Raw genomic sequence first — 12,905 nt, forward strand, 5'->3', positions numbered from 1 at the left:
TACCACAAAGCGTCTAAACCTGGCTGGTAAGGCTTCCCCATCGCCTATGAGCTGGGTATACTGACGCGTTTTTCTTGCATAGTTAGTCAACACTAACTTCCAATGTAGAGCTTTTGGGGACTGGCCTCCCATTAATAATTGCGTCCAAACGAACACTCTGACGGGTAAATAGTTTGCCGCTACAATAAAGGCCAAACAACACACATGTGATAAATCTGGAAGTAATAAATATGAATTCAATACCTAATCGAGGTGAGTTTTTAGGCCACCCTAAAGGCCTATTCTTGCTATTCGGCACGGAAATGTGGGAGCGATTTGGCTACTACGGTATGCGTGCAATTTTAGTACTTTATCTAGTAGCTCAGGTACAAAATGGCGGTTTTGGCTGGACCAATGCCGACGCACTAAGCTTATACGGTACTTTTACCATGGCCGTATACCTGACCCCGCTGTTTGGTGGCTGGCTAGCAGATAACGTACTAGGACAGCGCAAAGCCATCATCATTGGTGGTATTTTAATGGCGTCGGGCCATTTCATCATGGGTATTCCACATAGTGTTGTAGCAGGCCAAGAAGAAAATGTCTTTTACATTGGTCTAGCACTACTGTGTATTGGTAATGGTTTATTCAAACCAAATATTTCTTCAATGGTAGGTGACCTATATGAAGACGGTGACAAGCGTCGTGATGGCGCATTCACTGTCTTCTATATGGGAATCAACATAGGTGGCGTATTTGGCCCACTCGTTGCCGGCTATGTCGCATCCGAAATCAACTGGCAAGCAGGTTTTGTAGCGGCAGGTATCGGCATGGTGATCTCCGTTATTATGCAAATGTTACTGAGCAAGAAATATTTAGGCGATATTGGTGTCGTTCCAGCTGCGAAGTTATCACAGCAACAATCAGAATCAGGCACCAAAGAGCCACTGACTAAAGTTGAAAAAGACCGTATTCGCGTCATTTTTACTATGTCTGTATTCAGTATCATTTTTTGGATGGGCTTCGAACAAGCCGGTGGCCTTATGAATCTATTTGCAAATGACTACACTGACCGTATGCTAATGGGTTATGAAATCCCAGCGTCTTGGTTCCAATCTTTAAACTCCATTTTCGTCATCATTTTTGCACCCATTGTTGCCATGATTTGGTTAAAACTGGACAAACGTGAGCCAAACTCCCCCGTCAAATTTGCCATTGGCCTAGTCTTTTTAGCGTTAGGCTTCCTAACTATGATGTTCGCTTTAATGACTGAAGGCGCAGCACCTGGTGGCACACTGCAAATCAGCATGATGTGGCTAGTCCTTTTTTACCTATTTCATACTCTGGGTGAATTATGCTTATCTCCAATTGGTCTATCCATGGTGAGTAAACTGGCTCCACTTCGTCTCGCGTCACTGCTTATGGGTATTTGGTTCCTATGTACAGCAGTCGCAAGTAAGATCGCAGGCTTTGTCGGTTCGTTTATTGGTGACGGCCAAGAAGCGATGGGCAACGCGATGGGGATCTTCATTGGTTTGGGTGTAACAGCGCTACTTTCTGCGTTGGCCATGTATTTACTGAGTAACAAGCTGGTTGATTGGATGCATGGTGCCGAAGGCGACAATGAGCCACAGACACAAGCACATTACCTAGAAAAAGAGCTCGAAGTGACTGGCGAAAGACAGTAAACCGTAAATAAAATTGATGAAAAATCCGCACTTCTGAGTGTGGATTTTTCATGTTCCAACCTAAAAACGTACACATTAATTTACAGCATCCCCCTCATTTACCTGATTGATTCATATCGTGTATATCACTGTAGACTTCTTGAACAATCTTTTGAAAACAAAAAAAGAACAATAAAATCAGAATCTTGAAATTATATCTCTTTCTGAGGTGTGTAAATTAACAACCTAATTTTCAGTTTAATTACAGCTTTTCAATCTAAAAAAATTGTCTGTTTTCATTTTGTCTTAAAACGGCACCAAATGTGCAATCAAATTTACAAAACCATCATGAGTGAATTGATGTCGAAACCTTTCACTTTAGGCCATTTTGATTAATTATCCACTGCATAAATTACAACAAGCAACCCAGTGCTTAATGCAGGAGAATGACAATGAGTGAAGTAAATAATCCTCTTGGCCTTGTAGGTATCGAATTTACTGAATACGCAACCCCAGACGCAGATTACATGGACAAAATCTTTGCTGATTTTGGTTTCTCTAAACTTAAAAAGTTTAAAGGCAAAGACATCGTTCATTACAACCAGAACGAAATCCATTTCCTTCTAAACAACGAGCGTGGCGGTTTCTCTGCCGAGTTTGCTAAGTCACACGGTCCTGCTATTTGTTCAATGGGCTGGCGTGTAGAAGACGCACAAAAAGCGTTTGACATTGCTGTAGAGCGTGGTGCAAAACCAGCCACTGATTCTGCAAACAAAGACCTACCATACCCTGCTATTTACGGTATCGGTGACAGCCTTATTTACTTCATCGATGTATTCGGTGATAAAGGCTCTATCTTTGAAAATGATTTTGAAGATCTAGAAGAGCAAAACATTGTTGAAGACAAAGGTTTCATTCGCATTGACCACCTAACTAACAATGTTTATAAAGGTACAATGGAAACATGGGCAAACTTCTATAAAGGCGTATTTGGCTTTGAAGAAGTGCGTTACTTCGACATCAAAGGTCAGAAGACTGCGCTACTTTCATACGCACTTAAGTCACCTTGTGGTACTTTCTCGATTCCAATCAATGAAGGTAAAGATGACAACAACAACCAGATCGATGAGTACCTAGACGAGTACAATGGTCCGGGCGTACAGCACCTTGCATTCTTAACAAACGACCTTGTTGGCTCTCTAGATAAGCTAGACAAAACAAACATCGCGACTTTAGATATTGTTGATCACTACTACGATACAATTTTCGACCGCGTTCCTTGGGTTGCTGAAGATAAGCAAAAAATCAAAGAGCACCAGATCCTAGTAGATAGCCAGAGCGAAAACTGCTACCTACTTCAAATCTTCACCAAGAACCTATTCGGTCCTATCTTCATCGAGATGATCCAGCGTGTTGATGACGGTGGCTTTGGCGAAGGTAACTTCCAGGCTCTATTTGAGTCAATTGAACGTGACCAAGAGCGTCGTGGTGTGATTTAATTATCCACCAGTCAAAGACAAATTAAAAAGCAGCTTTCCTAAGCTGCTTTTGCTATTTAAACTTGGCCATATTCTGGCAAAAGCACAAATAAAAATGCATAGTCATATGCAGCTTGTAGAAAAAAGGAAAGACCATGTCTTTTATCAATGAAACACACGATATTAATTTAAAAAGCTGGGTTGCAAGTGCAAACCAAGCAGGTAACGATTTCCCAATTCAAAACTTACCGTTTGCGTCATTTCGTCGCAAAGGCAGCAATGAAGAATTCCGTGGCGGCGTAGCCATTGGTGATCAAGTACTAGATCTAGCAATCGTTGCAGCTGCAAACATCTTTAACGGTGTAGCGCAAGAGGCGGTTGACGCGGCAAATGCACAAGCACTAAACGAATTCATGGGTCTTGGTAAAGCACACTGGTCAGGCTTACGTTTAGCACTTTCTCGTGCATTACGCGAAGGTTCTGAGCACCAAAGTGCCCTTGAGAGTGCACTTGTAGCACAAGATGACGTTGAATATGCTCTTCCGTGTCACATCGGTGACTACACTGATTTCTACACATCAATCTATCACGCAACAGCAGTAGGTAGCTTGTTCCGTCCTGATAACCCACTTCTACCTAACTACAAGTGGGTACCAATCGGCTACCATGGTCGTGCTTCATCAATTGATGTATCAGGTCAGACTTTCCCGCGCCCTAAAGGTCAAACTAAGGCACCAGATGCTGAAGCACCATCATTTGGCCCTTGTAAGCGTCTAGACTACGAGTTAGAACTAGGTATTTACCTTGGTAAAGGCAATGAGCTAGGTGATGCGATTGCAATTGAAGATGCAGAAGACCACGTATTCGGTTTCTGTCTATTTAATGACTGGTCAGCACGTGACCTACAAGCATGGGAATACCAACCTTTAGGTCCATTCCTTGCGAAGAACTTTGCATCAACAGTCTCACCATGGATTGTGACAACGGAAGCGTTAGCTCCATACCGCACTGCGTGGCACCGTGACGAAAACGATCCACAACCAATGAGCTACCTAGAGTCTGCACAGAACCGTGAGGCTGGTTCATTTGATATTCAAATGGACGTACTTATCGAAACAGATAAGATGCGCAGCGAAAATGCAGCACCAAGCAAGGTTTCTGAGTCAAGCTTCAAGCACAGCTATTGGACAGTTGCACAAATGGTTACGCACCACACGGTCAACGGTTGTAACTTCTTACCAGGTGATATGCTAGGTTCAGGCACACAGTCAGGTCCGGAGCATGAAGAAGCAGGTTCATTACTTGAACTGTCTCGCGGCGGTAAAGAATCGATTACTTTAAGCAACGGCGAAGAGCGTAAATTCCTTGAAGACGGTGACAAGGTAATTATGCGCGGCTGGTGTGAAGCTGATGGCTTCAACCGCATCGGCTTCGGTTCAGTAGAAGGCACTGTGCTTCCTGCAAAATAATTGAATAAAATAATTTCATTCAAATCAAAGGCGTGCATAAACACGCCTTTTTTTTATGCTTTTATACTGGATTTTTGTATAAAAATTGTTAGAGTTAGGCGTTATCTAATTTTTAAAGTGTTATGTTAAGCGTTATCAAAAGCCTAGTTTTAAAGCTATTTCAACCCAAACAAGTAATGCTGCGCCAAAATGGCGAAGTTATCTTGTTGACTGTGCCTGCTTGGGTTCAAATTGCCTGTGTATTGTGTTTAATGACGACTTTCGCTTGGCTTAGCTATACAACTTCACAATATTTCTCACAAAAAACACACCTGATCGAAATATCAAAAGAAGTCTCGAACAAAGAAGCTGAGTTTCTAAGTAAACAAGCAGCGCTTGAGGCACAACTTGCTCAACAACGAACACGGATTGCGCAGCTCGATGCCCAACATGCAGTGTTAAACGAATTGATGGCGTCGCTGCCTAATACCATCACAGAAGGTGACATTAAAGATGATGATTCCACTTCTTCTGATATACCTGAACACAAAGAGGGGCAATTAGACGAAGCTGACTTACACGAAGTGCATACTGATTCATTTCATCATCATGCAACTGAGCTAAACGATGCCCAGAGTAGCCTTCTTATGCAGTTGCATCACTTGATTGCCAAAAGAAACGGAGTATTACTTGCCAGTATGCAAGAGGCAGGTATAGAAGCAAATACCACCAATAAAGCACAAGGTGGTCCGTATCATCAAGTTCAAAGCGATAACTTGCCAAAAGCCTATCTTAACGCTATTGACAGCTCTGTACAGCTAAACCAGCTAGAGAGCTTAGTGCAAAAACTCCCTGCCAGCATGCCAGTAAGAGAAGATAAATATTATATTTCCAGTGCTTTTGGGTATCGTAAAGACCCGATTAACGGTCGCCGCGCTTACCATAAAGGCGTGGATTTAGCAGGGTGGCACAAAACAGAGATCATCGCACCTGCAGATGGTACAGTGGTCAGAGCTGGAAAATACGGTGGCTATGGCAAATTTGTTGAAATTCAACATGCCAATGGGATCACGACACGTTACGGACATTTACACACTATTAAAGTCAAAAAAGGCCAACAAGTTAAGCAATCTGATGTCATTGCTCTTATGGGCAGCACAGGGAGAAGCACCAGTACACACTTGCACTACGAAGTATTACAGGATAAAAAGCATATAAACCCTGTTAAACTTGCAAGAGTACTCGAACGTGTTCAATAAACTAAAAAATAATAAATCCTCAGCGCTCTATGTTGCCATGGTCTCTCCGAACACCAAAGTGATCGGCGATATTCACTGTGATGGTGAGATTCAAATTGATGGCGTAGTCTGTGGTAATCTCGAAGTCGAACATTTGGTCATTGGTGAGCAAGGGGCCATCGAAGGTAATATTAAAGCCACACAGGTCCATGTAAAAGGCACAGTGAATGGTTGCATCACAGCCCAACAAGTTTGTTTAGAGCCTTCCGCCAAAGTGCATGGCGATATCATTCACGATACCTTGAGCATCGAAGCAGGAGCGCATATTGAGGGTCAGCTCACACACAAGACTGACCTCTCAAATGTTACTTCTATTGATAAGCAAGAAAAAGCCTAATTTCTCTCGGTAATATACATGGTGACATCGGCGTGAAACACCTTCACGCCCTCGGTATTAAATACCTCAACTGGCACTATCAAATCCTCTTTATCTTGCCATTGATGTGGCAGTGGGATCACCGCTTCAGCTCGCAAATCACTGTCTGCCTTTTTGAGGTATTGCACTGTCATCCCTTTCGGGATCCATCGATGTGTTTGCACAGGCACTGTCGCATCCGTGACTACCCCAGCACACAGCTCTGCCAAATTACACTGGGCAATCGCATGCACTGTACCAATATGGTTATGCACCGCACGACGATTAGGCATTTGCGCGCAAATACTACCGCTACTTAAATGCGTGATTTTAGGTTTAATAGTCGCAAAGTAAGGGGCTCTTTTACATACCGCTTTGCTGAATAACCAATTTCCAAAAGGTAGCCAACGAAATTTTTTATAAGTATTTAACAGTGAACTTGCCATAAACTATCCTGCCTTTTTTGGTTAAACCTAACACATCAGACCAGTTAACTCTAGTGTTATCAGTATATAAAAATATCCATATATCTATACAGGCTATTCAAGAAGTAAGCGCCTTCTAGAACAAAAAGTACAACAAACAACCTGAGACAATAAAAGGTAAAGCGCTGTTTTAATGATTACTATTCATTCATAATTCTTAGTAACCCCTTTCGATTAATAAAATATTATTGTATTACGGCGATTTGTCCTGTCTTTTTTTTCTGCGCGCAATACAATAGCGTCGAAAAGGAGACAGCATGCAACAGCACACCAGTAAATCACTTATTTTCATCCTAGCCCTTTTGGTTATATTTTGCCCGCTCGGCATTGATTTGTACTTACCCGCCTTTGTCGATATGCAAAACGCCTTAGCAGTGAGCGAAGCCAAAATCCAGCAGACTGTCAGTATTTATATGCTTGCCGTAGGTCTTGGACAATTGATCGCAGGACCACTCGCAGATAAATATGGGCGAAAACCAATCGCACTTTCAGGAGTAAGCCTGTTTATGATCGGTGCCGCACTGGCAACAATTGCAGAGTCATGGGAGTCAGTGATGTTTGCTCGAGTATTTCAGGGGCTCGGCGCATGCGCTACTTTTGTCAGTGCTTTTGCCATTGTACGTGATAGCTTTGGTAACAAAGGCAGTGGGCAAATGATCACTTATTTAAATGGTATTGTCTGTTTTATCCCTGCACTAGCACCTATTTTAGGCGCGTGGCTCACTATCGAGCTCGGCTGGCGTAGTAACTTCGCATTTTTGTTTGTTTTTTCAGTACTTGGGCTTATTCTATTGTTTTTTATTTTTAAAGAGACAAAGCCTGAAGACTCCATTTACAAAGGGCACATCTTAGATTTACGCCGGTTTGGGCCTATGATAAGTAATCCGAAGTTCATGTTTAATGCGTCTATCACTATGGTGTGTATGTCTGCCATGCTCGTCTTTGTGGTTGGTGCGCCAGGCTGGATAATGTCTCACTTAAATCTACCTATGGCGGACTTTACTTTCTGGTTTGCACTCAATGCATTCATTAGTATCGTGTCCAGTTTTGTTGCACCTCAATTTATTAAACGCAACAGCCGCCGTGCATTACAATTTGGCTTAACATTATTTTGTGGTGCGGGCATCATCACAGTCGCCCTACCACATACGGGCGCCGCCAATTATATGTTACCAATGTATATCGCATCTATCGGATTTGCTTTTACCATTGGTGCCGCAGCTGGAAACGCACTGGCTGAGTTTCCAAAACAGGCAGGTACAGCTTCAGCATTAATAGGTCTTATGCAGATGAGTGGCGCTGGACTGCTCGCCGTCTTAACACAGCCACTTGGGCTCATTGCCCCCTTACAATTAGCGTTACACCTATGTTTAGGGTTGCCTTTCTTACTACTGCTATTTTCGAAATATAGACAGGCTTTACACAGTGTCAATTAACATGACATTTTTTCTATTCCGTCGTAAATCTGTCATATGAGAAAGGTAGACTGTTTCTAATAGCTACACAGGCTGTTGTTTGGAAGGCATAGTACTTCTTTTTAGCATTTATTTATATCGAATCAATATCCCCCAACCTTGTTATGCGGGTTTGATAACCCGCATAGTTTTTAAAAATTGCAATAAAACAGTTTCAATCTTTTTCCGAGTGATTAAACTAGCCTCTAACTGTATTACATTTAATCTACTATGCTAAATCCTGAATTTTTAATTTCATTCCTATTTGCAAGCTTCATCATAGCCGTGGCTCCAGGGCCTTCAAATGCATTCTTGATGGCGCAAACCTTTACTCATGGTAAAACGGCTGGTATGCAAAGCGCACTTGGCTTTGCACTCGGTGGAGTGGTACACACTATTTTTGCCGTAGTAGGACTATCTGCTATTTTAAAAGCATCCGAGACGGCATACACGGCAGTCCAGTATCTCGGAGCGGCATATTTGGCCTACCTAGGGGTCATGACATTCAAAGCCACCATGTCCAAAACACATGAAGAGCAAGCTGAGAGTGAAGATAGCACGGCAAGTAAATCAAACCAGAATGTGACTTTTCAAGCCATGATGACCGAAGTGCTCAACCCAAAGGTCGCACTCTTTTTTATCGCCTTTATCCCACAGTTTGTCGATACTAGTTTAAATACATCTACAACCGTTCAATTGGCATTGTTTGGTCTACTCTATCCCATATTGGCTTTCCCTGTTGATTGTGTGTATGTGTATGGTGGAGATAAAATTGCAGGCTATTTTCGCACGCACCCCAATGCACCTATTTGGATAGATAGAATTTCAGCAGCCATCTTTATCGCATTAGCTGTGAACCTTCTACTGTAAGGAAATATATGAAATTTACAAAGGTAAACATACCTGCCAAAAAACACATCGCGCTAGTTGCTCATGACGGTAAAAAAACAGCAATGGTGACATGGTGTCAAACACACAAAACCACACTACAACAGCATACTTTAAGTGCCACCGGAACAACGGGTGCACTTATCAAATCTAAAACCGGATTGGCAGTATCACCACTCCTCAGTGGACCTATGGGTGGAGATCAACAAATTGGCGCAAAAATCGCTGAGCAGCAAATTGACATGCTGATATTCTTTTGGGATCCCCTGTCACCTCAACCTCACGACCCTGATGTAAAAGCGCTCTTACGGCTGGCCGCCGTGTGGAATATTCCAGTGGCATGTAATGAAGCCAGCGCAGATATGCTGCTGACTTCAACTTATATGAATGAAGAATTACCAAGAGCTCAGCCTGACTACTCAGATTATATTGCTACCAGAAGTCGCTAGCGATAAATGCGCTCAGCCCACTTAGTAAGCCCTGCGGTGACGCTACCAAAGTTGTCACCATTCAACATAGGAATATCACCCAATGCCGTTTGTAATGCATTTTTCAGTAATGGTGATTGCGCACTCCCCCCAGTGAGATAAATGATATCCGGCCGAGTACCCGCATCCAAAATAGCTTGCTCAGCGAGCGAGACCACTTGTTGCAAACTCGTCTCAATGGAGTCTGTTAACTGCGTAAGATCAATATCTTGCATCAAGGCCTGCTCGATAAATGATAAATCGACTTGATGAGAGCTGACTTCACTCAACGCTATTTTCGCAAGTTCTGCTTGCCTAACAAACTGATGAGTCATTTTGTTTTCTTGGATCACTTGCAAGCGCTTAAGCTTCTCTGGTTCATTGACATCACGCAGCATTGCCTTCAACTCTCGGCTGAACCCACCACTATAAAAATCACTCTGCAATTGGATATCATTGATTTTACATGCTTGCCAAAAAGCTTGTTTTGGCAGCGGTAGCCCCGATTTAAACTGTCCACCTAGACCACATACTGGCATTAATTTATGAAAAGCCAGTGCAATATCTAAATCATTTCCACCAATACGCTTACCTGTGTGAGCCAAAAAATGTGTACTACGATCAGTACATTCTCTATAACTTGGCCCCATTTGCACAAATGAGCAATCGCTTGTTCCGCCACCAATATCTACAACAAGCACTTTTTGGTCCTGTTGTAGATCTGACTCAAAGTCTATACCTGCAGCCAATGGCTCATATAAAAACTCGACATCCGTAAAGCCTGCTCGCTTTGCCGCTGTGGTCAAAATAGACAGCGCCTGTTGATTACTCTGCTCTCCACCTACAGCCTGAAAGTTGACTGGTCGACCGATCACAGTATGCGTCAGCGATACCCCCAAGTGACGTTCAGCTCGTGCTTTGAGCTCCATAATCATGGTCGTTGCAATATCTTCAAAAAACGCGATTTGCTCAGGCTTAAGTCCAATCGCCCCAAAAAAAGATTTAGGAGATTTAACAAAGTAGCCTTCTTCCGGCATAGAAATGTATTCTTCAATCGCTTCTTGGCCAACAAATACACCACTCTCTTGAGGCATCAAATCTAAGTCGCTTCGAGCAAATTGTGCGCCTTTCAATATGCCACCTCTGTGCGATCTATACTCTGATTGCGCACTTTGTTGAATTCCTTTTGCAACATACTCAGAGATCAATGAATTATGAAGTGCATATAGTGTTGAAGGAAGGTAATGTTTTGAATTTTCCAAAGGCACCAACTCCACAGCCCCTGAACGCATCACACCCATCGCACAATTTGAGCTACCATAATCAAATCCAACGACCATTCTTACCTCACATTCACTACAAAAAAGGACGAAATTTACCATAGCTCATTTAGATTTGAAAGAATATCGTCCTTATAACGACCCGCGGATCCTTAGAAAGCTGGCAAATCTTGGTTTTCCATATCGTGTAAGTCCTTGGTACTGAAACGTAATTGTACTGCCAATGGGTGGGGGAGACTTGCGCAGCTCATCTGTAAAACCGGTGCCAATATTAAACGTTACTCCTTCCATCGTTTTTACCGTAATCGCGCCCATCATACCTTGATATTTCCCTTTACCAGGTAAATGTGCCATCACGATAGCTTCCGCATCAAACTTAGGCTTGTATTTGAGTATCTGGGCTGTTCTGCCCGCCTGATGGGTTGCTTGTTTTTCGTGTAACATCACTCCTTCCCCACCTCTCAGTAGGACCTGATTATAAAAGTCATCTAAGTGCGCTTTTGTTTTAAAATGATACTGTGGAATAGGTTTAATATGAATGCTGTGTAAACCGTTGACAATACCTTGGTATTTTTGAAAACGTTGCTCAAATGTCAGCATCGGATCTGGCGCATCAAAAATCAGATAATGGACTTGTTGCCAATTGTCATGATCTGGCACCTTCCTGCGCACTAAACTGCTGACAAACGCAAAGTTGTTATACCCTGCCCATAACTCTCCATCCAACCAGCGATTAGGTAATACTGCGGTAAACCATTTCGGGGCATGAATAATACGTCCAGTGCGAGTTTTGAGCTGCTTCCCATCCCAGATTGCACGCACACCATCGTACTTTTCACTGACCAAGTACTCGCTCACTGGCTTTTGTTGTTCATATACTTTGGCAAGTTGTACATCCGGTGCAGAATTTGAAAAAGAAAACGGGCTGGCGAAAAAAGTAATGACTATAAACAGCCAAAAAAAGATGTGTTTCATGCTACTTTCCTTTGCAGATAAAAACAGACAATAACGGCCATCACGATTAAAACCTCTTATTCGTGTTTCAGTGGCTCTTATTTAAAGTAGCATCTTTAATCAACTTGTACAGTTTAGCTTGGTTTTACTATATCCTGCCACATTGCTGCCAAGCTCTCACATCGCCATGTTGCTTTTGAAAAGTCTTGCCCTGCTGAGTGTAGATGTGAGATCACCACCGTTTTCACCCCTGCTGAGACGGCAGATGTAAGCCCTGTTTGTGAGTCTTCAACTGCTATGGCATCCTGTGCGCTAATATTGAGTTTAGCCATTGCTAAACAATAGGGTTCAGGGTGTGGCTTAGGATCAGTTACATCATCCTTGCAGACAATGCACTCAAAAAACTCTAACAAACCATAATATGTTAGCACGGGCAAAGCTTCATCTCGCGTACTACCAGTGACCAATGCCAATTTGTAATGCTGTGAACAAAGAGAGAGGACATCGATAGCATGCGGCATCAGTTTAGGCTTTTGACTGGCAGCAGTCTCAACAAATTGAAGGTTTTTTAGCTTCGCAAGCTCAGTCCCTGACTGAGGAAGGTTGTAGCGTTGCTGCAAAATATGGCCTGTTTTGACAGTCGGCACACCTGAGAACTCATCACAAAATTCAGCTTCGCTAATTAAGATATCATAGGGTGCAAGCACCTTACACCAACTGGCGTAATGGAGCGCCTCTGAGTCTACCAACGTACCATCAAAATCGAATAATATTGCCTGTAAACCCATAAACACTCCTTATTTTTAATTAACCTTTTAATGCAGTTGGTGGTTCTGCATATGCTTCTTCGCCTGTATCTAATTCTACTAATTCATAACCACGTTGTTTACGAACAACTTTTAATACTGGCTTTTCAAAAGCAGACTTTAACCTATCAGCATCCGCTTGCAATTCTTCAATTGTATGACCAAAAGGAGCGGCACCTGTCTCTGACCAATTAGTCACCTTACCATTGATATTGTATTCAACTTCATGAATTTGGTATAGCGGTGACTCACTATCTTTACCTTCACAAAAAATCACGCGATAGTTCCAAAATCCAGACATGTTTGACTCCTCTTACTTAAACTACGATGCGACTGTATCAGCTAA

General features: G+C 42.6%; 13 protein-coding genes. 8 read left to right on the forward strand and 5 right to left on the reverse strand.

All coding sequences use genetic code 11. The features are described 5' to 3' along the window. Nucleotides 1–230: 230 nt before the first annotated feature. From JF50_RS22405 to JF50_RS22425, 5 genes are all read left to right on the forward strand, one after another. Nucleotides 231–1,667, forward strand: coding sequence for a peptide MFS transporter (locus JF50_RS22405; RefSeq protein WP_039611555.1), 1,437 nt, complete (start codon nt 231–233; stop codon nt 1,665–1,667). 431 nt (nt 1,668–2,098) lie between these two features. After that, a complete protein-coding gene (hppD, locus tag JF50_RS22410; RefSeq protein ID WP_039611556.1) occupies nt 2,099–3,145 on the forward strand; it encodes a 4-hydroxyphenylpyruvate dioxygenase in 1,047 nt (348 codons plus the stop codon). A gap of 134 nt (nt 3,146–3,279) precedes the next feature. Continuing rightward, entirely contained in the window at nt 3,280–4,593 is a 1,314-nt protein-coding gene (fahA, locus tag JF50_RS22415; protein WP_039611557.1) for a fumarylacetoacetase, read from the forward strand. Between the two features lie 122 nt (nt 4,594–4,715). Further along, nucleotides 4,716–5,831 carry a M23 family metallopeptidase gene (locus JF50_RS22420; protein WP_039611558.1) on the forward strand — a complete coding sequence of 372 codons (1,116 nt, stop codon included), beginning with the start codon at nt 4,716–4,718 and terminating at the stop codon, nt 5,829–5,831. Next, nucleotides 5,821–6,207, forward strand: a complete 387-nt coding sequence (locus tag JF50_RS22425) for a bactofilin family protein (RefSeq protein ID WP_039611559.1) — start codon at nt 5,821–5,823, stop codon at nt 6,205–6,207. Before JF50_RS22420 ends, JF50_RS22425 begins: the two co-directional genes overlap by 11 nt. On the opposite strand, the gene JF50_RS22430 is transcribed toward JF50_RS22425, so the two are convergent. Next, nucleotides 6,204–6,671, reverse strand: a complete 468-nt coding sequence (locus JF50_RS22430; protein WP_039611560.1) for a hotdog fold domain-containing protein — start codon at nt 6,669–6,671, stop codon at nt 6,204–6,206. The two genes, JF50_RS22425 and JF50_RS22430, sit on opposite strands and share 4 nt — an antisense overlap. A 296-nt stretch (nt 6,672–6,967) precedes the next feature. On the opposite strand from JF50_RS22430, the gene JF50_RS22435 reads away from it, so the two are divergent. The 3 genes from JF50_RS22435 (at nt 6,968) to JF50_RS22445 (ending at nt 9,501) form a co-directional block, all read left to right on the forward strand. Continuing rightward, on the forward strand, nt 6,968–8,146 hold the full coding sequence (locus JF50_RS22435) for a multidrug effflux MFS transporter (RefSeq protein WP_039611561.1): 1,179 nt from the start codon (nt 6,968–6,970) through the stop codon (nt 8,144–8,146). A gap of 249 nt (nt 8,147–8,395) precedes the next feature. Next, nucleotides 8,396–9,034, forward strand: coding sequence for a LysE family translocator (locus JF50_RS22440; RefSeq protein WP_039611562.1), 639 nt, complete (start codon nt 8,396–8,398; stop codon nt 9,032–9,034). A gap of 8 nt (nt 9,035–9,042) precedes the next feature. Beyond that, nucleotides 9,043–9,501 (forward strand): methylglyoxal synthase, encoded by a 459-nt coding sequence (locus tag JF50_RS22445; protein WP_039611563.1) that lies wholly within the window; start codon nt 9,043–9,045, stop codon nt 9,499–9,501. Here the strand turns inward: JF50_RS22445 and yegD are convergent. From yegD to JF50_RS22465, 4 genes are all read right to left on the reverse strand, one after another. Continuing rightward, on the reverse strand, nt 9,498–10,859 hold the full coding sequence (gene yegD, locus JF50_RS22450) for a molecular chaperone (RefSeq protein WP_039611564.1): 1,362 nt from the start codon (nt 10,857–10,859) through the stop codon (nt 9,498–9,500). The genes JF50_RS22445 and yegD overlap by 4 nt on opposite strands. Before the next feature lie 72 nt (nt 10,860–10,931). Next, nucleotides 10,932–11,774 (reverse strand): DNA ligase, encoded by an 843-nt coding sequence (locus tag JF50_RS22455; RefSeq protein ID WP_039611565.1) that lies wholly within the window; start codon nt 11,772–11,774, stop codon nt 10,932–10,934. 113 nt (nt 11,775–11,887) lie between these two features. Next, a complete protein-coding gene (locus JF50_RS22460) occupies nt 11,888–12,541 on the reverse strand; it encodes an HAD family hydrolase (protein WP_039611566.1) in 654 nt (217 codons plus the stop codon). 19 nt (nt 12,542–12,560) lie between these two features. Then, nucleotides 12,561–12,860, reverse strand: coding sequence for a hypothetical protein (locus JF50_RS22465; protein ID WP_039611567.1), 300 nt, complete (start codon nt 12,858–12,860; stop codon nt 12,561–12,563). Nucleotides 12,861–12,905 lie beyond the last annotated feature (45 nt).

This window comes from Pseudoalteromonas luteoviolacea, assembly GCF_000814765.1.
In the GTDB taxonomy this organism is placed as follows: Bacteria; Pseudomonadota; Gammaproteobacteria; order Enterobacterales; family Alteromonadaceae; genus Pseudoalteromonas; species Pseudoalteromonas luteoviolacea_H.

What these genes read in the sequence shown, in the direction of transcription:
- hppD (WP_039611556.1), top strand. Translation starts at nt 2,099, where the DNA reads ATGAGTGAAGTAAATAATCCTCTTGGCCTTGTAGGTATCGAATTTACT.
- fahA (WP_039611557.1), top strand. Translation starts at nt 3,280, where the DNA reads ATGTCTTTTATCAATGAAACACACGATATTAATTTAAAAAGCTGGGTT.
- JF50_RS22440 (WP_039611562.1), top strand. Translation starts at nt 8,396, where the DNA reads ATGCTAAATCCTGAATTTTTAATTTCATTCCTATTTGCAAGCTTCATC.
- JF50_RS22420 (WP_039611558.1), top strand. Translation starts at nt 4,716, where the DNA reads ATGTTAAGCGTTATCAAAAGCCTAGTTTTAAAGCTATTTCAACCCAAA.
- JF50_RS22405 (WP_039611555.1), top strand. Translation starts at nt 231, where the DNA reads ATGAATTCAATACCTAATCGAGGTGAGTTTTTAGGCCACCCTAAAGGC.
- JF50_RS22435 (WP_039611561.1), top strand. Translation starts at nt 6,968, where the DNA reads ATGCAACAGCACACCAGTAAATCACTTATTTTCATCCTAGCCCTTTTG.
- JF50_RS22455 (WP_039611565.1), bottom strand. Translation starts at nt 11,774, where the DNA reads ATGAAACACATCTTTTTTTGGCTGTTTATAGTCATTACTTTTTTCGCC.
- JF50_RS22460 (WP_039611566.1), bottom strand. Translation starts at nt 12,541, where the DNA reads ATGGGTTTACAGGCAATATTATTCGATTTTGATGGTACGTTGGTAGAC.
- JF50_RS22465 (WP_039611567.1), bottom strand. Translation starts at nt 12,860, where the DNA reads ATGTCTGGATTTTGGAACTATCGCGTGATTTTTTGTGAAGGTAAAGAT.
- yegD (WP_039611564.1), bottom strand. Translation starts at nt 10,859, where the DNA reads ATGGTCGTTGGATTTGATTATGGTAGCTCAAATTGTGCGATGGGTGTG.
- JF50_RS22445 (WP_039611563.1), top strand. Translation starts at nt 9,043, where the DNA reads ATGAAATTTACAAAGGTAAACATACCTGCCAAAAAACACATCGCGCTA.
- JF50_RS22430 (WP_039611560.1), bottom strand. Translation starts at nt 6,671, where the DNA reads ATGGCAAGTTCACTGTTAAATACTTATAAAAAATTTCGTTGGCTACCT.